The 18,402-nt window shown below is 61.7% G+C and carries 16 protein-coding genes, 3 tRNA genes and 1 pseudogene; 13 read left to right on the top strand and 7 right to left on the bottom strand.

The window, feature by feature from the left end:
• Nucleotides 1-117: 117 nt before the first annotated feature.
• Together EU811_RS12450 and EU811_RS12445 are read left to right on the top strand one after the other, a co-directional pair.
• Nucleotides 118-190 (top strand) — tRNA-Lys (locus tag EU811_RS12450).
• Between the two features lie 198 nt (nt 191-388).
• Nucleotides 389-464, top strand: a tRNA-Lys gene (locus EU811_RS12445).
• A 91-nt stretch (nt 465-555) separates the two neighbouring features.
• Here EU811_RS12445 and EU811_RS12440 read toward each other — a convergent pair.
• A complete protein-coding gene (locus EU811_RS12440; RefSeq protein WP_142938722.1) occupies nt 556-1,023 on the bottom strand; it encodes a MarR family winged helix-turn-helix transcriptional regulator in 468 nt (155 codons plus the stop codon).
• An 84-nt stretch (nt 1,024-1,107) separates the two neighbouring features.
• On the opposite strand from EU811_RS12440, the gene bcp reads away from it, so the two are divergent.
• From bcp to EU811_RS12405, 7 genes are all read left to right on the top strand, one after another.
• Nucleotides 1,108-1,581: a thioredoxin-dependent thiol peroxidase gene (bcp, locus tag EU811_RS12435; protein ID WP_142938721.1), complete on the top strand. Its 474-nt coding sequence runs from the start codon at nt 1,108-1,110 to the stop codon at nt 1,579-1,581.
• Between the two features lie 63 nt (nt 1,582-1,644).
• Nucleotides 1,645-1,726 (top strand) — tRNA-Leu (locus EU811_RS12430).
• Nucleotides 1,727-1,892: 166 nt separating this feature from the next.
• Entirely contained in the window at nt 1,893-3,560 is a 1,668-nt protein-coding gene (locus EU811_RS12425; protein ID WP_142938720.1) for an ABC transporter substrate-binding protein, read from the top strand.
• Between the two features lie 79 nt (nt 3,561-3,639).
• Nucleotides 3,640-5,145: a malate:quinone oxidoreductase gene (locus EU811_RS12420; RefSeq protein WP_142938719.1), complete on the top strand. Its 1,506-nt coding sequence runs from the start codon at nt 3,640-3,642 to the stop codon at nt 5,143-5,145.
• Between the two features lie 66 nt (nt 5,146-5,211).
• Nucleotides 5,212-8,436 carry an efflux RND transporter permease subunit gene (locus EU811_RS12415; protein WP_142938718.1) on the top strand — a complete coding sequence of 1,075 codons (3,225 nt, stop codon included), beginning with the start codon at nt 5,212-5,214 and terminating at the stop codon, nt 8,434-8,436.
• Between the two features lie 151 nt (nt 8,437-8,587).
• Nucleotides 8,588-9,718, top strand: a complete 1,131-nt coding sequence (locus tag EU811_RS12410; protein WP_142938717.1) for an LLM class flavin-dependent oxidoreductase — start codon at nt 8,588-8,590, stop codon at nt 9,716-9,718.
• A complete protein-coding gene (locus EU811_RS12405) occupies nt 9,718-10,179 on the top strand; it encodes a MarR family winged helix-turn-helix transcriptional regulator (protein WP_142938716.1) in 462 nt (153 codons plus the stop codon). Before EU811_RS12410 ends, EU811_RS12405 begins: the two co-directional genes overlap by 1 nt.
• On the opposite strand, the gene EU811_RS12400 is transcribed toward EU811_RS12405, so the two are convergent.
• Together EU811_RS12400 and EU811_RS12395 are read right to left on the bottom strand one after the other, a co-directional pair.
• Entirely contained in the window at nt 10,176-10,982 is an 807-nt protein-coding gene (locus tag EU811_RS12400; RefSeq protein ID WP_142938715.1) for a transglutaminase-like domain-containing protein, read from the bottom strand. The two genes, EU811_RS12405 and EU811_RS12400, sit on opposite strands and share 4 nt — an antisense overlap.
• Nucleotides 10,983-11,052: 70 nt before the next feature.
• Nucleotides 11,053-11,892: a hypothetical protein gene (locus tag EU811_RS12395; protein ID WP_142938714.1), complete on the bottom strand. Its 840-nt coding sequence runs from the start codon at nt 11,890-11,892 to the stop codon at nt 11,053-11,055.
• 54 nt (nt 11,893-11,946) lie between these two features.
• On the opposite strand from EU811_RS12395, the gene EU811_RS12390 reads away from it, so the two are divergent.
• The gene (locus EU811_RS12390) at nt 11,947-12,615 is read left to right on the top strand and encodes a DUF1684 domain-containing protein (protein WP_142938713.1); all 669 of its coding nucleotides are present in this window, start codon (nt 11,947-11,949) and stop codon (nt 12,613-12,615) included.
• On the opposite strand, the gene EU811_RS12385 is transcribed toward EU811_RS12390, so the two are convergent.
• A complete protein-coding gene (locus EU811_RS12385; protein WP_142938712.1) occupies nt 12,612-13,808 on the bottom strand; it encodes an SLC13 family permease in 1,197 nt (398 codons plus the stop codon). The genes EU811_RS12390 and EU811_RS12385 overlap by 4 nt on opposite strands.
• Before the next feature lie 148 nt (nt 13,809-13,956).
• Between EU811_RS12385 and EU811_RS12380 the strand changes: the two genes are divergently transcribed.
• The 3 genes from EU811_RS12380 to EU811_RS12370 all read left to right on the top strand — a co-directional run bounded on the left by EU811_RS12380 (nt 13,957) and on the right by EU811_RS12370 (nt 16,018).
• On the top strand, nt 13,957-14,529 hold the full coding sequence (locus EU811_RS12380; protein WP_142938711.1) for a DM13 domain-containing protein: 573 nt from the start codon (nt 13,957-13,959) through the stop codon (nt 14,527-14,529).
• 100 nt (nt 14,530-14,629) lie between these two features.
• Nucleotides 14,630-15,508 (top strand): fumarylacetoacetate hydrolase family protein, encoded by an 879-nt coding sequence (locus EU811_RS12375; protein WP_142938710.1) that lies wholly within the window; start codon nt 14,630-14,632, stop codon nt 15,506-15,508.
• A gap of 18 nt (nt 15,509-15,526) precedes the next feature.
• Nucleotides 15,527-16,018, top strand: coding sequence for a GtrA family protein (locus tag EU811_RS12370; protein ID WP_142938709.1), 492 nt, complete (start codon nt 15,527-15,529; stop codon nt 16,016-16,018).
• Nucleotides 16,019-16,033: 15 nt separating this feature from the next.
• On the opposite strand, the gene EU811_RS12365 is transcribed toward EU811_RS12370, so the two are convergent.
• The 3 genes and pseudogenes from EU811_RS12365 to EU811_RS12355 form a co-directional block, all read right to left on the bottom strand.
• Nucleotides 16,034-17,203: a cysteine desulfurase family protein gene (locus EU811_RS12365; protein ID WP_142938708.1), complete on the bottom strand. Its 1,170-nt coding sequence runs from the start codon at nt 17,201-17,203 to the stop codon at nt 16,034-16,036.
• 7 nt (nt 17,204-17,210) lie between these two features.
• Complete coding sequence (gene nadC, locus EU811_RS12360; protein ID WP_142938707.1) at nt 17,211-18,083, bottom strand: carboxylating nicotinate-nucleotide diphosphorylase; 873 nt, start codon at nt 18,081-18,083, stop codon at nt 17,211-17,213.
• Nucleotides 18,076-18,402 (bottom strand): annotated as a pseudogene (locus tag EU811_RS12355) (L-aspartate oxidase); the annotation flags it as partial. The pseudogene EU811_RS12355 and the gene nadC, both read right to left, overlap by 8 nt.

Below are 18,402 nucleotides of genomic sequence, written 5' to 3'. Positions count from 1 at the left end.
TGCCAGTGGCGGTATGCCGCGGATTTCACACTTGGACGGAAGTGGTGTAGAGTTACATGTCGTTGCGGAGATCGCCGGGGAAATAAAAGCTTCCCCGTGGGATCGAAATCAACAGCTGCACCTCTAGCTCAACTGGCAGAGCAATTGACTCTTAATCAATGGGTTCCGGGTTCGAGTCCCGGGGGGTGCACAAAACAAAAGGCCTTGGTGTGAATATCACGCCAAGGCCTTTTTTGTGTTAATTCATGCCGTTTCCTGCGCCGACCACATGGCGTTCATCACGCAGGGCCGAATGTGGTCCGTGACCACAAAAAACTGGTGTAGAGTTATTTGTCGTTGCAGAGGCCAACGGGGAATGCAAATTCCCTCATAAGCCGAAACAATAGCTGCACCTCTAGCTCAACTGGCAGAGCAATTGACTCTTAATCAATGGGTTCCGGGTTCGAGTCCCGGGGGGTGCACCACAAAGTAAAGGCTCCGGATCGCATCTACGATCCGGAGCCTTTCGCGTTTCCATGCCGAGCTTCCCGCAGGAAGCCCGGCAACGGGCTCAGGTCAGGCCTGCGGCAAGTCGGTGTTTTCCGTGTGGGCTTCCTGCTCCGGCGCGGGCAACCCCGCCAGGCCCCGGACGACCAACCGAAGTTCCTCCCGCAGCCGGACGGTATCCACGGCAACGGGGGACAGAACATCCTGCTCAAGCTTTACTGCCTCTGCAAGAGCTGCAATGCCGGCGTCAGTAAGAGTCACCACGTGACTTCGGCGGTCGGAGTCACTGCGTTGTCGGGTGACATGCCCGTGCAGCTCAAGCCTCGCGAGGGTGGTACCCATTGTTTGAGCCTTGACCCGCGCAACTTCGGCCAGAGCCGCCTGCGTGATGGCACCCTTGGCAGCCAACACCTGCATGGCAATGACACCGGCGTGGGTAAGACCGATGGACTTCAATTTTTCGTTCCACGAGATTTCCACCAGGCGCGCGGCTGTCGAAAGCAAACGGGTGGTGGGCCATCTCTCCATATCTGGCATGCCGACAGTATATGCGCGGAAGCGGTGAGGACGCGGCCTCGCCCACTAAACTGGGAAATCGCGACCACTGGTAAGGAGAACATTTTGGCTGAACGACTTATCCCGGGAGATGCCGCCCCGGACTTCACACTTCAGGATGAAACCGGCAAAAGCGTGAGCTTGTCCGACCTCCGCGGACGAAAAACCATCCTCTACTTCTACCCGGCCGCTTCCACTCCCGGGTGCACCAAGGAAGCATGCGATTTCCGCGACTCCCTGGGGTCACTGCAGGCTGCAGGATACGAAGTGGTGGGTGTCTCCCCCGACCCCGTCAAGGCACTTGCCAAGTTCTCCGAAGAAGAACAACTGACCTTTCGGCTGCTATCGGACGAGGATCACACCGTCGCCGAGGCATATGGGGCCTGGGGTGAGAAAAAGAACTACGGCCGCAGCTACATGGGATTGATCCGTTCCACCTTTGCGGTTGATCCCGATGGAAAGGTTTCCCTGGCCCAGTACAACGTGCGCGCCACCGGGCACGTAGCCAAGCTCCGGCGGGATCTCAAGCTGGACAAGTAACGGGTACACTGGAGGCCGGTATATGGCAGCGACCGTCCTTTCAGGCGGTCGGATTGCCTGCCAGCGCGAGTGGTGAAATTGGCAGACACGCAGGATTTAGGTTCCTGTGCCTTCGGGCGTGGGGGTTCAAGTCCCCCCTTGCGCACAGATACGGAAATACCCCCGGTTGCAAGACCGGGGGTATTTTTATTTTCATGCAGCCGGGGCACCTGAAAGTCCGCTGGGAAGCGCAGTCAGGACGTTCAACTAGACTGGAATGCGGTCTGGCCGAAGCCGGCCACAGCACTTCCAACCGGCTTGAGGGGACACGAGTGGCAAGCAGCAAAATGCGGCGCCTGGGCATGCAGTTCGGGGCTGCCGTACTGGCTTTGGGACTGGCAGGGTGCACCGGAACCCCGGGCCCGTCGCCGTCGTCATCCACCGGCAGCTCCCCCGCGGTTGAACCGACAGCAACCTTCAATTTCGGCACGGCGTCCATGCCCTTGGGCCTGGATCCCGCCATGACCGCCGATTCCGAGTCCTACCGTGTCACCCGCCAAGTCCTCGAAGGACTTGTGGGGGTGGATGGCGAAACAGGTCAAACCACGCCCCTCCTCGCCACGGAGTGGAAAGACAGCAACAACGGGCTCAGTTACGACTTCACGCTCCGGTCCGGTGTGACCTTCCACGACGGCACTACCCTGGATGCAACCGCCGTATGCGCCAACTTCAACCGCTGGTTCACGTTTCCCGAGGAGCTCAGGAATCAGGCGCCGGGCATCTCCTTCCAGAGCGTCTTCAAGGCGTACTCGGATCAGCCGGTATTCTCCATTTTCAAAGACTGCAAGGTGGTTTCGGCCACCGACGTCCAGATCAATCTGACGCGGCCCTTCACCGGGTTCCTTCAGGCGTTGACCTTGCCGGCCTTCGCAATATCTTCCCCGGCTGCTTTGCAGGCAAAGACAGCCAATGTCCTTGACCAAGTACGCAACGGCCAAGCCATGTCCACCTACGCCGGCCATCCCGTGGGCACAGGCCCCTATGCATTCACCGCGTGGGATGAGAAAAAGCTCACGTTGTCCAGCTACAAGGGCTACTGGGGAAACAAGGGACAGATCGCAACCATCAACTTCATCCCCTACGATCGCGCGGAATCACGCCAGCAGGCCCTTCTGGATGGCAAGATCGACGCCTACGACCTTGTGACCTCAGGGACTTTTGACCAACTGGTCAAAAAGGGTGTCCAGATCATCCAGCGCGACCCTTTCTCGGTGATGTACCTGGGGATCAACCAGGCTGTTGCACCGCTGGAAAAGCCCGAAGTGCGCCAAGCAATCGAGATGGCGATCGACAAGGAAGCGTTGATCCGTAAGTTCTTCATCGACAACACGGCGCAGGCATCACAATTCGTGCCACCCAAGCTCAGCGGCTTCAACAACAATGCCCCCTCCCTGGGGTTCAACCCTGAGAAGGCCAAGGAGCTCTTGAAGAAAGCCGGCTATAAGGGTGAAGAGCTGAAGTTCTATTACCCCCTCAACGCCACAAGGGCATACATGCCCACCCCGGAAAAGATTTACGCCGAGCTCAGCCGCCAACTCGTCGCCGTCGGCTTCAACATCAAACCGGTTCCCATCGACTGGGAAGATGGCTACCTCCAAAGAGTCCAGTCGGCCGGCGACCGGGGCCTTCACCTCCTGGGCTGGAACGGTTCGTACGCGGACGCAGACAACTTCCTCGGACCCCTTTTTGGCGAAACCCGCGCCGAGTTCGGATACGCCGACTCGGAAGTCTTCCACAAGATAGAACGCGCACGGGCAATGCCCGAAGGCGATGAACGCAACGCCCAGTACCAGGCCATCAATGCTGAGATCGCGGCGTCGGTACCGGCTGTGCCCATAGCCTTCCCCATCTCGGCGCTGGCTCTGTCCAACAAGGTTGAAAGCTACCCGGCTTCCCCCGTCCTCAACGAAGTTTTCACAAACGTCCGCCTAAAGCCTTGACGATTCCCCGCAATTTCAGTATTGAGACTGCACGGGGATATTCTGTGACAGCCAGTGCCGCCGCTAACGGAGATTGATCGTGACCTTCATTTCCAAGACTCAACATGCCGACGTCGTCCTTATTGGCGGCGGAATCATGAGTGCCACCCTTGGTGCGTTCATCAAGCAACTTGAACCCACCTGGACCATCTCCATGTTCGAAAGACTCGACGAAGCAGGGCTTGAGAGTTCCGGACCCTGGAACAATGCCGGCACCGGCCATGCCGCGCTGTGTGAGCTGAACTACTCCCCCGCAGCAAAAGACGGTTCCGTAGACCCGTCCAAGGCCCTGCACATTAACGAACAGTTCCAGCTGTCCCGCCAGTTCTGGTCCCATCTTGTGGACAGCAAAGTGATCGGGTCTCCCAAAGGCTTCATCAACACAGTTCCGCACATGAGCTTCGTCATCGGCGATAACCACGCGAACTTCCTCAAAACGCGGTACCAGGCCCTGAAACCCAACACGCTGTTCCGCAGCATGGAGTACACCGAGGACCAGGACCAGATCGCCAAATGGGCACCGTTGATCGTCAAGGGCCGCGACCGCAAGCAGCGCGTGGCCGCAACCCGCGCAGCTGAAGGCACCGACGTCGACTTCGGCGCCTTGACCCGCGAGCTGACGGGCTACCTGCAGAGCAGCGGCGCCGAGGTCAATTATGGCCACGACGTCACCAACATCCACCGCGCAGCAGGCGGTGGATGGGACCTGTCCATCAAGCACCCCAAGTCAGGCGAACACGGCCGCATCCATGCCAAGTTCGTCTTCGTAGGAGCCGGCGGCGGTGCACTCCACCTGCTTCAGGCATCCGGCATCCCTGAAAGCAAAGGCTACGGCGGCTTCCCCGTCTCCGGCCAATTCTTCCGCTGCACCGACGACGCCGTGACTTCCCAGCACAGTGCAAAGGTCTACGGCCAGGCTTCGGTCGGCGCGCCGCCAATGTCCGTCCCGCACCTGGACACCCGCTATGTGGACGGAAAACGCTCCCTCCTCTTCGGCCCGTACGCCGGGTTCTCCACCAACTTCCTGAAGACCTCCAGCTACCTGGACCTTCCGCTGTCCATCCGCCCGGGAAACATCATTCCCATGCTGGCCGTGGCCAAGGACAACATGGACCTCACCGCCTACCTCATCAAGGAAGTTGCCAAGCGGCACGAGGCCAAGGTTGAGGCCCTGCGCGAGTACTACCCTGAAGCATCCGGCGGCAATTGGGAACTGATCACCGCCGGTCAGCGTGTACAAATCATCAAGAAGCACCCACAGAAGGGTGGCGTCCTGCAGTTCGGCACCGAAGTAATCGCTTCCCGCGATGGTTCGATCGGCGCACTGCTGGGCGCTTCTCCGGGCGCGTCCACCGCCGTGCCCATCATGATCGAACTGCTACAGAAGTCCTTCCCCAAGAACTTCAAGGGTTGGCAGTCCAAACTCAAGGACATGATGCCGGGCTACGGCGTCAAGCTCAACGAGAATGCGGACCTGGCGGCCGAACTGGAAGCAAGCACTGCAAGGTCCCTGCAATTGGAAGTGGCTAACGCCATCCAAAGCTAGGCCACACCCGGGGCTGCGGCCGGTTCCCTCAGCCGAATCGTTACGTAGACCGCAGGAGTCAATGCAATGTTCCGCTTGGCCAAACTGTCCCTGGGAAACCGGGCCCTGATCGCGCTGATCACCGTCTTTGCGGCGGTGTTCGGCGTGATCACCATGGGGTCGCTCAAGCAGGAACTCATTCCGTCCATCGAGTTCCCGCAGATCACCGTGGTGACCTCCATGCCGGGCGCTTCCCCGGAGGTTGTGGACAAGCAGTTGAGCCAGCCCCTGGAAACAGCTTTGAACAGCGTGGAGGGGCTTGAATCCACCACATCGACGTCCCGCAACGGCGTTTCACAGATCACTATGGTGTTCACGTACGGCTCCAACCTGGACCGGGCGCGGAACCAGATTGACCGGGCGATTTCCAATGCCAAGCGGGTGCTGCCGGCCGACGTCGAGCCCCAGTCCATCGCCGGTAACATCAGCGACTTCCCGATTGTCTACTTGGCGGTGTCGTCGGACAAGCCGCTGAGCGAACTCAACGCCGACCTCCTTCGGCTCAGCGTTCCCCGCCTGCAGAAGATCGACGGCGTCCGTGGCGCCGACGTGACCGGCGGCTCCAGCCAGCACATCCTGATCCAGCCCCGCCCCGCTGATCTGGCAACTACAGGGGCCTCTGTCCAGTCCATCAGCAATGCGCTCAAGAACAACGGCACGTTAATCCCCGTGGGCACCATTGAGGACCAGGGCAAGACCCTTTCCCTCCAGCTCGGCAGCCCGGTGGATTCCCTGGACATCATCAAGGGACTCCCTTTGGCCGGCGCAAAAACGGCTGCAACCATTGGGGCTGTTGCCGATGTCAGCATCGAGGACGACGCCGCCACGTCCATCACCCGCACCAACGGCAAGCCCACATTGGCCCTGTCCGTCACCAAGAAGCCGGAAGGCGATACGGTGGCGATTTCGCACGCCGTGAGGGACGCCGTCGGCCCTATGGAAGAGGAACTCGGCAACAACGCGACTTTCACGCCGGTCTTCGACCAAGCTCCTTTCATTGAAAAGTCCATCAAGGACCTCACCACCGAAGGGCTCCTTGGCCTTGGCTTCGCCGTAGCTGTCATCCTGGTCTTCCTGATGTCCGTACGCTCAACGTTGGTCACGGCCGTCTCCATCCCGCTGTCCCTGCTGATTACCTTCATTGGCATCTCCGCCACGGGATACTCGTTGAATATCCTTACTTTGGGCGCCCTCACCATTGCGATCGGGCGGGTGGTTGACGATTCCATCGTGGTGATCGAGAACATCAAGCGGCATTTGAGCTACGGCGAACACAAGCTGACAGCCATCCTGACGTCCATCCGGGAAGTGGCCGGGGCCATCACGGCTTCCACCTTGACCACCGTGGCCGTATTCCTGCCCATCGCTTTCGTCGGTGACCTCGCCGGTGAGCTGTTTCGGCCCTTTGCCCTGACCGTAACCATTGCGTTGTTGTCATCACTGCTGGTTTCCCTGACAATCGTTCCGGTCCTGGCCTACTGGTTCCTTTCCTCGCCCGGAAGAGGCGCTGAGGCACAGGCATCCGCCAAGGAAGCCGCCCGGAAAGCCCAAGAGGCCGAGGAGCGCAGTCGCCTCCAGCGAGGCTACCTTCCTCTTCTCGCCAAGACGCAAAAGCATCCGGTTATCACCTTGTCGGCAGCAGCACTGATTCTGGTGGCCACCATCGCCGTCTCGCCCCTTCTGTCTACCGATCTATTGGGCCGCTCCGGCGAGAACAGCATGACTGTGCGCCAAGTCCTTCCAGCGGGCACCAGCCTGCAGGCCACCAGCGATGAAGCCTCCAAGATTGAGGAGTCCCTCAAGGGCATTGCGGGCATCAAGGACGTGCAGGTCACTTCCGGAAACGCCCAGACCGGCTTCGCTGCACTCACTTCCACTGGTTCCTCCAACTCGACATTCACCATTGTCACTGACGAGAAAGTGAACCAAACCAAACTCCAGGATGAGGTTCGCGCCAAGCTGGCAGGGGCCCCCGGGAAGGTGACGGTGGGATCGCAGCAGGGCGGATTCGGGACATCCTCAACGGTGGATATCACCATCAGGGCCGCTAATTCCGCTGACCTGCAGACAGCAAGTGATGCCATGATCAAGGCTATGGAAGGCGTTCCTGGGAGCTCGGAGGTCGCCACGAACCTTGCTTCCAAGCAGTCGGTGGTCCAGGTCCGTGTTGACCGGGCCAAGGCCGTGGCGGCAGGCCTGACGGAAGAACAAGTAGGAGCCTTCCTGGCCTCCACGGTCAGCCCCATTCCGGCCGGTACCGTTCGGATCGAGACCAACGACTACCCTGTGCAGATCGGTGAGGGCACGCGCTTTACCAGCATTGCCGCAGTTCGGGCACTCCAGCTTCCCACAGCCCGTGGCGGCGTGGCACTGGAGACGATTGCCGCCGTCGAGCAGGTTGACACCCCGGTGTCCATCACCAGCAGCAACGGGCAGCGAACCGCCAAAGTGACCGTGACGCCGTCCGGATCCAACCTGGGCAGTGTCAGCGCAGCGGTGCAGGAGCGGCTGGCGGCTGTGGACTTGCCTGCGGGGGTCACCGCCACCATTGGTGGTGCCACAACGCAGCAGGCGGAGTCTTTCCGGCAGCTTGGCTTGGCCCTGCTGGCGGCAATTGCCATCGTCTACGTGATCATGGTGGCCGCCTTCAAGTCCCTCATCCAGCCGCTCATCCTGTTGGTTTCTGTACCGTTCGCCGCGACCGGCGCCGTGGGACTGCTGTTGATCACCGGCGTTCCCTTGGGGCTGCCGTCACTGATCGGCATGCTGATGCTGGTGGGCATCGTGGTGACCAACGCCATTGTGTTGATCGACCTGATTAACCAATATCGCAAGCCACATGACGGCTCTCCGGGCATGAACGTTGCCGATGCCATCACACACGGTGCGCGCCGGCGCCTGCGGCCCATCCTCATGACCGCCTTGGCGACGGTGTTCGCCCTGACTCCCATGGCTTTAGGCCTTACTGGTGGCGGCGGCTTCATTTCCCAACCCCTGGCAATCGTGGTGATCGGTGGCTTGGTTTCGTCCACGGCCCTGACGTTGGTCCTGGTTCCGGTGCTCTACAAACTCGTGGAGGGGCGCCGGGAAAAGAAGGACCTGCTGAAGGCTTTGCAGGACAAGCCCACGGCTGCTCCCGGCGACGGACCCGGTGGGAACGGCGGCTCCGCATCGGGAGATTTCCAGGACTGGACCACGGGCATGATTCCACGCGTCACTGGCCGCCGTGCGGCCCATAATCCCGCAGAATAGCGGGCTCCCCCAACAGAAGCACTGGTAGTGGACAGGCCCGGGAACAATTCCCGGGCCTGTCCTGTTACAGGTATCGATACATGCAAATGCATCTAGTTTGAGGTACACTGTTTACAGAGCCCGGGACTTCGGGCAGGGAGAAAGGCACATCATGCAGATCGGCGTATTCAGCGTCAGCGACATCACCACTGACCCCACCACGGGCCGCACGCCCACGGAAAACGAGCGCATCAAGGCCTCCGTTGCCATCGCCAAAAAGGTCGAAGAAATCGGCATGGATGTGTACGCCCTGGGCGAGCACCACAACCGGCCCTTCTTCTCCTCCTCCCCCACCACCACCCTGGCCTACATCGCAGCCCAGACCGAGCGCATCACGTTGTCCACGGCAACCACCCTGATCACCACCAATGATCCGGTCAAGATCGCCGAAGACTTCGCCATGCTCCAGCACCTCTCTGATGGCCGCGTGGACCTGGTGCTCGGTCGTGGCAACACAGCTCCGGTGTACCCCTGGTTCGGAAAGAACATCCAGGACGGCATCGAGCTGGCTATCGAGAACTACAGCCTGCTCCGCAAGCTGTGGGACGAGGACACCGTCAACTGGTCCGGCAAGTTCCGCACACCCCTGCAGAACTTCACCTCCACGCCGCGTCCGCTCGACGACGTCGCCCCCTTCGTGTGGCACGGTTCCATCCGCACGCCTCAGATCGCTGAAGTGGCCGCCTACTACGGCGACGGTTTCTTCGCCAACAACATCTTCTGGCCTAAGGAGCACTACCAGCAGCTGATCGGCCTGTACCGTGAGCGCTACGCACACTACGGCCACGGAACTCCGGAGCAGGCAATCGTTGGCTTGGGCGGACAGTTCTTCATGAGGAAGAACTCGCAGGACGCCGTGAAGGAATTCCGGCCATACTTCGACAACGCACCCGTCTACGGGCACGGACCGTCCCTGGAGGACTTCACCTCGCAGACTCCCCTCACCGTGGGCAGCCCGCAGGAAGTCATCGAGAAGACGCTGACCTTCCGCGAGGCCTTCGGCGACTACCAGCGCCAGTTGTTCCTGATCGACCACGCCGGACTGCCCCTGAAGACCGTCCTGGAGCAGTTGGATCTCTTCGGCGAAGAGGTGTTGCCGGTTCTTCGAAAGGAGTACGCCGCCATGAAGCCTGCGAACGTGCCGGACGCACCCACGCACGCCTCACGGGTTGCCGCCGCGTTGGAGGCCAAGGTCAGCGCGTCCGCTACTGCTGGTGCTGGTGCTGCGGGGCAGGACGCCTGATGTCCAGCCCTTCGGCATCCTCCGCCGTGCGCCTCGCCGCCGAAACCTGGGAGTCGTTGTTCCGCTCCCAGGTGGCGGTGATGCGGAAGCTTCAGTCCGGGCCGGCGTTCAAAGCACTTCCTGTCAAGGAGTACGACGTCCTGTTCACGCTTTCCCGCTGCCCTTCGGGCCAGCTGCGCCTGAATGAGATCAATGACAAGGTCCTGCTCAGCCAGTCCAGCTTAAGCCGCTTGGTGGACCGCCTGGAGAAGCGCGGCCTGGTGGAGCGGACCATAGCGCCCGACGACGGCCGCGGAGTCCTGCTCTCACTCACCGAGGCCGGAAGCGAGCTCCAAAAGACCATCGGCCGCGAACATGTCCGCGACATCGCCAACTTGGTGGCGCCCGCGCTCACGGCCGAGGAGCAGCAGGAGCTTCTGCGGCTCACGGAGAAACTCCGCGCCTCGGTGGCCGGACACTAGCGCAAGCTGATGAGCTCCCGGGGGTCCTCCACCGGGAGCTCCCCGTTGACCGATGCGCTGACCTTGAGCGTTTTGAGGGTCAGGCTGCCGCCCACGGTGGACAGGAAGGCCGTATCCGAGGAGTCCCGGCCTGCGGTGATGCGAAGCATGGATTCGCGGGGCGCGAGACCAGTGGGATCAATGATGTGCCAGGCGCCGTCGATGTGCGCCTCCGCAACAGCATGGAAATCCATAGGACTTAGCCCGGGGGCGTACACCGCCGCCAACCGCGCGGGAACATCCTTGGACCGCAGGAGGGCAATGGCAAGGTGTGCGAAGTCGCGGCACACACCTTTGCGGTGCAGCAGGGTTTCCACGGCGCCGTCTGTCCCCCGCGAGGACCCACTGACGTAACGCAGTTCCCCGTTGACCCAATTGCGGACGGCATGGAGCAGCTCGGCACCGTGCAGGCTTCCAAACTCGGCATAGGAGGTAGGCAGCAGCCTGTCCGACTCCGCATACCGGCTGGGCCTGACGTACCTGATGAGTTCCATCGGACTGGATGTGTCCGGCTCCCCGAAGCCGTGAACCGTTGCCCGGTAGTCCACAGTCACCTCGCTCGGCTCGCTGAATTCCAGGTAGTGAAAGCGGCCGCCGTGGTGATCGCTGAGTTCAGCAAAGGGAACCTCGGCACCACCACTGGTGATGGACAGGTTTTCGTTCACAGAGCGGTAACCACGATTATTGGCCACGGCTATGGCCATGGCCACCTTGGTGTTGGCTGCAGTCTTGAACACGAGTGAGGCAGCAACATTGCGTTCCATTGATCTCCGGGGTGGGTTGCGGCGGACAGCCCCCATTGCCGCCATGTATGTGAATCAGCCAATCGCAGAGCTACAGATTAACCTTCAGCGACAGTAGCATCCGCTGGACATTGGCGAATTCAGAACCGTGGACCGCATACTTTGCAGCCAGGTCCAAGGTATCGAAAGCCTTGGCCGGTGCCACCTTCTCATCAGCGGCAAAGGCATGGATGACCGGGACATCCCCAAAGGTGATGTCGCCCTTGCCGGCTGGGCCCTGAACCCGGTTCCTCAGTTCGCAGGCCTGTCCGTCCACTCCCGCCACCATATTGGTGATGCCGTAAGAGCCGAAGAACTTGTAGCCCTGAACCACGCGGAAGACTACTCGCGGATCAATGGTGTCCTGGCCATCCGAGTGGGGAATGTCCAATGGCACACTGCTGATCACCACATAGGGGCGTGCCTGACCGGCCGGGCAGGCAGCAGGCGGCGTCGTAGGCAACCCGGTGTGTAGCGTGGCTATGTACCGCCCCTCGGCATCCTTGACCTCCACCTTCACAGCGTTGGCCAACGATCCCGCCTCCGGCGTTACCGACTGGGCTATCCACTCCTGAGGTAACTCGAAGCTGACGGTTTTGGCGGAGTCCGTGTACGTCTTCCAGGACACCGCCGTCGCCACCGGGCTTGACCCGGGGCTGGCCGAAGTACTCCCGCCGGTGCTTGGAGTTTCGCCGGTGCCTGTCGCCGGCGTCGTGCTGCCCTGTGTTGCCGTTCCCGATTCCGAACTATTTGGTTGGGAGCCGGTAGTGGAGTTGACTTGCGGGCCCTTGTTCTCGGCGGAGCAGGATGCTGTGCCGGCGAGGACTGTGACCGCCACGGCAAACACGGCAAGCCGCATCGGATTGCAGCGCAGGTTCAGGATGCCCTTCATGCCCACAGCCTATCGGCGGCAGTCCTGCGACACGCACAGGACTAGGCTGAGTGTATGGCTCCTGACCAGAAGGACTATTTCGAAGACGACATTCCCGCCATGTCAGCTATTGATATTGCTGATTGGCGCCTGCGGACGTTCGCCCTCTACGACAAAGTGCGCCAGCTCGCGGCCACCAACCCGTTCGACGCCCACGTGTTTTGGCGGCAGGAACGGGACCTGATGTTCGCTACGCATCCGGCTTCAGCGCTCACCGCCGATATGAAGGCTTCCTTCTCCGGACTGCCAACCGCCGACTATGACCCCTCCTTCCGGAGGTACGCCGCCTTGTCACCCGAGGGAGCCGGCCAGGAAATGAACGTTGAGACGGGGACTGACGGGTTGGTGCCATTCGTCCGAATCGGCACTTTCGACCTCCCCGGGCTGGGCTCGTTGGCGGCCTGGAAGCTCAGGAGCTACGGGGGCGGGATCTTCGTGCCGTTCCGCGACGCCACTGCAGGCAAGGACGGCGGAAGCTACGGCGCCGGACGGTACTTGGTGGACACGGTCAAGGGTTCGTTCCATGGGACGCGGGGATCCGGCGCAGACCAAGAGTTTGTCCTGGACTTCAACTTCGCGTACAACCCATCTTGCGCCTACAACGAGGCCTGGGCTTGTCCGCTGGCGGGACCAGCAAACCGCCTGGCTGCCGAGGTCCCAGTGGGCGAACAGTATCTCGGCTAACCAAACACCCCTCCGGGGCCGAGAACTGCGAGGGCCGCAATGGCCGCCACTATTGTCAGCGGCGCCACCATCAGGCCGAAAACCGCGTACCCCCGCCACTTGATCAGTACATTCATCCGCACCAAGCGTTCGTGCCATAGCAAGGTGGCCAAAGAGGCCCACGGAGTGATCAGGGGTCCCGCGTTCACCCCCACCAACAGCGCAGCCATCCTGGTAGGAGTTCCGGCCAGTGGCTCGGCCAGAAGGTAAGCCGGCAGGTTGTTGACGACATTTGAGCCAAGGGCGCCTGTCATGGCCAGCCTCAGCAGCTCAAGGAACCCGTTCCCCTGCCCTGCCACCTGGCCAAGCAGTACTGATGCGCCAAGATATTGCGTTGCTTCCACTACAAGGAAGAGGCCGCAGGTAAAGAGCAGCAGGGACCACGGGATCAAGGCCACCTTGAACACCTTGGGTCGGCGGACGGCGAAGGTCACGGCGAGTATCGCGGCAGCCAACGCGGCGGGAATCCAAATGGCGACTCCGGATACCAACGCCGGCAACAGCAACACCAGGACGATCGCACTGACCAGGAGCAGGACTTTGTCCGGCGCTGCCGTGGATGAGGTGGTCGGGGCCGGACGGGCGGAATCGAGCGCGTAGGTTTTGCGAAGCTCCCGCCGGAAAACCACAGCAACAAATGCCAAGGGCACCACAATTGCCGCGAGCGAGGGCGCCCACATCAGTTGCGCGAACTGTGCCGGGCTGATGCCACCGAGATTGTGCTGCGCCAAAAGGTTGGTCAGGTTGGAGATGGGAAGCAACAAGCTGGCAGTGTTGGCCAGCCAAACCGTGGTCAGGGCGAAGGGCAGAACGGGGAGGCCCGCTTGGCGGGCTACGGTGACCACCACCGGGGTGAGCAGCACCGCCGTCGTATCCAGTGACAGGAAAACGGTACTGAGTGTGGCAAACAACGCCAGCAGCAACCACAGCATGACACTGCGTCCACGCCCCCACCCCCGCACATGGCGGGCAATCCACTGGAAGGCGCCGGCCTCACTGACAAGTTCCGTAACCACCGTCATGGCAATGACAAAACCCAGGATGGGTGCCACCCGGTCTACAAGGACTGCCACCTCCTGCCAGGGCAGGACACCCGTAACCACTGTGACCCCACCAGCCACAAGGAGGACCAACCCGATAATCGCCAGACGCATGGAACGGATTCTAAGCCCGGGTCCTGTGTTCATCCTGCACGGCGCTTCCTCCTGCACAGGAGTTCCTTCCACGGCACTGGAAGAAGGCGTCACCGTCCTGTAAGCAAAAGAACCCCCAAAGCCCTGCCGCGAAGCCTAACTTTGAAGCATGAACAGACTGCAGCGCATGATCCGGGCCAACAGGATCCTTGCGGTTGTGGCAGGGGTGGTGGTCCTTTCCGTAGTGGTTGTGGGGGCCGCCCTGTTCCAGCCGTGGCGCATCTTCACCAGCAGCAGCGTCTACGATGCCCTGCCTGCCGCGCCCGCTCCCGCGAGCGCACAGGCTCCCGCTCCCGCGAGCGCACAGGCTCCGGTAACGCCCCCACCCGCAACTCCCGAGGCACCGGTGGTTCTTGGCTCGGGCACTTTCCAATCCCAAGAGCATGAGACCACAGGCACTGCCCGGTTGGTGAGACTTGCCGATGGCAGCCATCTGCTGCGGCTCGAGGACCTGGCCAGCAGCGACGGCCCGGACGTCAAAGTATGGTTGAGCAGCCTGCCGGCCGGCGGCGACTGGTTCAAATACCGGTCCGGCCGATACGTGGATCTCGGTGCGGTCAAAGCCACGCACGGCAATCACAACTACCTACTTCCGCCAGGAACGGACATCACGGGGCTGACATCCGTGGTGCTGTGGTGTGACCGCTTCAGCGTGGCATTCGGATCCGCGCCCCTCACCTGATGCGTTGTGAGGCCCGCTCTGCGCGCTAAGGGAGGGCCAGAGTGTGCAGAGCGGGCCCCACAACGCAACCCACCGGCCAGGAAGGACGTAGGATGTCATCATGACTTCGCCTTTTTCCCGTCGCATCGCCCGAGTCCGGCCCGTCCCGATCGCAACTGACACCGATCAAACTTTGGCCCGCCAGTCTCCTGACGAGCAGTTCTTTGTGGCCAACGACGCCCGGGATTTCGACTCGGCGGAAGGCACACAGTGGACTGTGGTGGAGTCCCCCTTCCCGACGTCGAGGGCCAATGCCAGCAGCCCGGCCAGAAACGGGTGGGAACCCGGGGCGGTGGTCAGCCAGGATGCGTTCACTTTTTTGGCCCCCTCGGTACCTGCAAACGTCTTCGGCATGGCGCACAACACCGGGCAGCCTGGCCGGGACCTGCCGCCACAGGCCTTCCACAAAGCAGCATCAAGCGTGATCGGACCGGGCGAAGCAATTCAGTTGAGCTCCACCGTTGGTTACGTGGACCCGGAGGCTGAACTGACGGTCGTCGTCGGCCGTGCCTCCCGAGGCCTGACCTTGGAAACAGCGAGGTCGGCAATTCTCGGATACACCATCGGTAACGACGTCTCCGCCCGCGACCTCCAGAAGTCCGACGAACTCTGGATCAGCGCCAAAAGCCAGGACACCTTCACTCCCGCAGGTCCGTGGATAGTCACCAGCCTGGATGACTCAAACCTGGAGATCGGGATTGTGCATAACGGCAAGGAGCTGCAGACTGCGAGTTCAGCGGACCTGGGCTGGAAAGTGGACGAAATCATGGTCTATCTGAGCTCATTCATAACGCTCCAGCCCGGCGACCTTGTGCTCACAGGGTTCCCCGCGGAGTGCGCACGAATCCAACCGGGAGACACCGTGGTGTGCCGCGTGGAAGGAATCGGCGAGCTTCACAACCCCGTCACCGGCGCTTCCTGGGAACAGCAGCCCGCATAGTGTGTCAGGCTTAACCCCATGGAGATAGCTGCGGAGGCCACTGAGCTACGCCCGTCTCCCTCTCAAAAGCCCCCGCGTCAACGCAAACGGCATCGCGGCGTCCTGAAGTACCCGGTTGTTCGGCAATTAATCCGCTTCACCGGAGTCGGAGTGGTGTGCACGGCGAGTTCGCTGGCCATTTACGCTGTGCTGCGTCCGTGGATCGATCCCCAGCTGGCCAACGCCGTTGCCCTTGTTCTGACGTCGTTGATGAACACGGCCCTGAATCGACGGTTGACGTTCAAAATCACCGGCCGCAGGAAACGTGCGCAAGACCACCTCAGTGGGGTGATAGTGATTGGCATCGCGCTGATCATCACCGGCGGGAGCCTGGGTGTTTTGCATCTTCTTCGGCCCGAAGCCACGGTCACCGAAGAGTTGTGGACCACCACGTTGTCCGGTTTCGTGGCCACGGCGGTCCGGTTTACCCTGCTGCGGCATTGGATTTTCAGGCGCGCGCGGCACGTGTAATCACCCAGGTAGTAATTACTGCTTTTCTTGCGGGACAGCCAGGTTCCGGACGCGTCCGACGGCGGTTTCCACGGCAGCGGCTGCCTGTTCCAGTTCGGCGTCGGTGACAGTTGAGGTGAAGCTGAAACGCACCGCCGTCTGGGCCGTTTCAGGGGCGATACCCAAGGCCAGGAGCACCGGCGAGGGTGCGTCGGATCCCGCCGCGCAGGCCGATCCACTGGAACACACCACGCCGAGCCGCTCCAGCTCAAGCAGCACAGACTCGCCGCTGGTTCCGGGGAAGCAGAAAGAAGCTACGGAGGGCAGGCGTTGGATGGGGTGTCCTGTAAGCAGGGCGTGAGGTACGGTGGCGAGGATCCGCTGGATGAACTGATCCCTGAGATCCGAAACGCGCGCTGCTTGATGGGGCTGCTCAGCGTGGGAGAGCTTGAGCGCCGTGGACAACGCAACAGCCCCTGCCACGTTCTCTGTGCCCGAGCGCTTTGCCTTCTCTTGGCCGCCACCGTGCACCAGGGGCTCCACCCGAAGCCGCCCCTTGGTGAACAGGACACCGGATCCCTTGGGCGCACCAAGTTTATGTCCGGAAATACTCAACGCGTCCACACCGAGCGCTTTCACGTCCACCGGCAACCACCCAGCGGCTTGCACTGCGTCCGTGTGGAACGGCACTCCGTGTTCCCGGGCCACTGCGGCCAAGGCTGCAATGGGCTGGACGGTTCCGACCTCATTGTTCGCGTACATGACACTCACCAGAGCGGTGTGGGGGCCTATGACCGACCTTAAGCCATCAATGGAGACCAGACCTTTCCCGTCCACGGGGAGCACATCCACGGTGAATCCATGCACCCGTTCCAGGTAACGGGCTGATTCTTCCACTGCGGGATGTTCGATGGCACTGATCACCACACGGTTCAGCGACGGATCAGCCGCCTTCCGCGCCAACGCTATGCCTTTGACGGCAAGGTTGTCCGCTTCCGTGCCGCCGGAAGTGAAGGTCACCTCGCCGGCACGGCAGTTCAGGACCTTCGCGACGCCGGAACGGGCTCCGGCAAGCGCACCCGCTGCCGTTTCGCCCAGGCTGTGGTGGCTGGAGGGGTTGCCGAACTCGCCGCTCAGGTAAGGCCACATGGCTTCAAGGGCCTCACGGCGAACCGGAGTGGTGGCTGCGGCGTCAAGGAAGATCATGGGATGGTCAGGCTGTCTCTAGAACGACGTCCAGCCCCAGGTCGAGGGCGCTCACGCTGTGGGTCAGGCCACCAATGGAAATAACGTCCACGCCGGCGGAAGCGATCTCGGTGACGGTATTGATGTTCACATTGCCGCTGGCTTCCACGATGGCCCGTCCGTCCACCTGTTTGACCCCGGCACGGAGCTGTTCGATGGAGAAGTTGTCCAGCATGATGGTGTCCACACCGGCAGCCAACACGGGTTCAATCTGCTCGGCCCGGTCCACTTCCACCTCGAAGTGGGTGGTGTGGCCAAGCTGGGCCTTGGCTGCAATCAGCAGCTCGGTCAGTTTGCTGGAGTCGCCTCCGGTCATGACGGCCAGGTGGTTGTCCTTGGCCAGCACGGCGTCGGAGAGGCTGTAGCGGTGGTTGGCTCCCCCACCACAGCGCACCGCATAGCGCTCCAGCACACGAAGTCCGGGGGTGGTCTTGCGGGTGTCCGTGATCCGGGCGCGCGTCCCTTCCACAAGCCGCACGAATTCCGCCGTTTTGGTGGCTATGGCGCTCATCCGCTGCACCAGGTTCAGGCCCACCCTTTCGGCGAGGAGCACCGAGCGGGCGCTGCCGCTGACCCGCGCGAGGTGTGTTCCGGCGTCGAAGGCTTCACCGTCGGCGAGGAGCAATTCCACGTCCGTGTCCGGGTCCACGAGCTTCATGGCATCACGGAAAACGGGACCGCCGCTGAAGACCCCGGGGACTCGCGCATTCAACACTGCAGTTGCCCGGGCGTCGGCGGGGATCAGTAGTTGCGAGGTGATGTCGCCGCTGGGCGCGTCCTCCGCGAACGCCCGTTCCAGGATGTCCCGGACGGGGGCAGCGGGGAGGGTCAGGTTAGTCATGGACGAGGCTCACTTTCCGGCTCATGGTGTAACGCTTGTCAATATCTTCGACGACTCCGGGGTCCTCCCAGCTGTCGCTGCGGTAATGAGCCCCCAAGGACTCACGCCGTTCCCGGGCAGCATGCACCAGCAACTGCGCCGCCAACAAGAGGTTGGAATCCTCATGCTCCCGAACATCCAAAGACTCAGGAACATTCAGTGGAAGCACATCCTCTGCCCAGGCAGCCAACGCCACACCGGCCTCACGAATCAGAGCACCATCACGCAAGACCCCGGCCTTGGCAGTCATCAACCGCCGCAGAGCCCCCCGCGAAAACAC

The sequence above is a fragment of the Arthrobacter sp. TS-15 genome, assembly GCF_006964045.1.
In the GTDB taxonomy this organism is placed as follows: Bacteria; Actinomycetota; Actinomycetes; order Actinomycetales; family Micrococcaceae; genus Arthrobacter.
This window is presented reverse-complemented; position numbering and strand designations above follow the sequence as displayed.

What these genes read in the sequence shown, in the direction of transcription:
- EU811_RS12440 (WP_142938722.1), bottom strand. Translation starts at nt 1,023, where the DNA reads ATGCCAGATATGGAGAGATGGCCCACCACCCGTTTGCTTTCGACAGCC.
- EU811_RS12415 (WP_142938718.1), top strand. Translation starts at nt 5,212, where the DNA reads ATGTTCCGCTTGGCCAAACTGTCCCTGGGAAACCGGGCCCTGATCGCG.
- EU811_RS12410 (WP_142938717.1), top strand. Translation starts at nt 8,588, where the DNA reads ATGCAGATCGGCGTATTCAGCGTCAGCGACATCACCACTGACCCCACC.
- EU811_RS12405 (WP_142938716.1), top strand. Translation starts at nt 9,718, where the DNA reads ATGTCCAGCCCTTCGGCATCCTCCGCCGTGCGCCTCGCCGCCGAAACC.
- EU811_RS12400 (WP_142938715.1), bottom strand. Translation starts at nt 10,982, where the DNA reads ATGGAACGCAATGTTGCTGCCTCACTCGTGTTCAAGACTGCAGCCAAC.
- EU811_RS12395 (WP_142938714.1), bottom strand. Translation starts at nt 11,892, where the DNA reads ATGAAGGGCATCCTGAACCTGCGCTGCAATCCGATGCGGCTTGCCGTG.
- EU811_RS12390 (WP_142938713.1), top strand. Translation starts at nt 11,947, where the DNA reads ATGGCTCCTGACCAGAAGGACTATTTCGAAGACGACATTCCCGCCATG.
- EU811_RS12385 (WP_142938712.1), bottom strand. Translation starts at nt 13,808, where the DNA reads ATGCGTCTGGCGATTATCGGGTTGGTCCTCCTTGTGGCTGGTGGGGTC.
- EU811_RS12380 (WP_142938711.1), top strand. Translation starts at nt 13,957, where the DNA reads ATGAACAGACTGCAGCGCATGATCCGGGCCAACAGGATCCTTGCGGTT.
- EU811_RS12375 (WP_142938710.1), top strand. Translation starts at nt 14,630, where the DNA reads ATGACTTCGCCTTTTTCCCGTCGCATCGCCCGAGTCCGGCCCGTCCCG.
- EU811_RS12370 (WP_142938709.1), top strand. Translation starts at nt 15,527, where the DNA reads ATGGAGATAGCTGCGGAGGCCACTGAGCTACGCCCGTCTCCCTCTCAA.
- EU811_RS12365 (WP_142938708.1), bottom strand. Translation starts at nt 17,203, where the DNA reads ATGATCTTCCTTGACGCCGCAGCCACCACTCCGGTTCGCCGTGAGGCC.
- nadC (WP_142938707.1), bottom strand. Translation starts at nt 18,083, where the DNA reads ATGACTAACCTGACCCTCCCCGCTGCCCCCGTCCGGGACATCCTGGAA.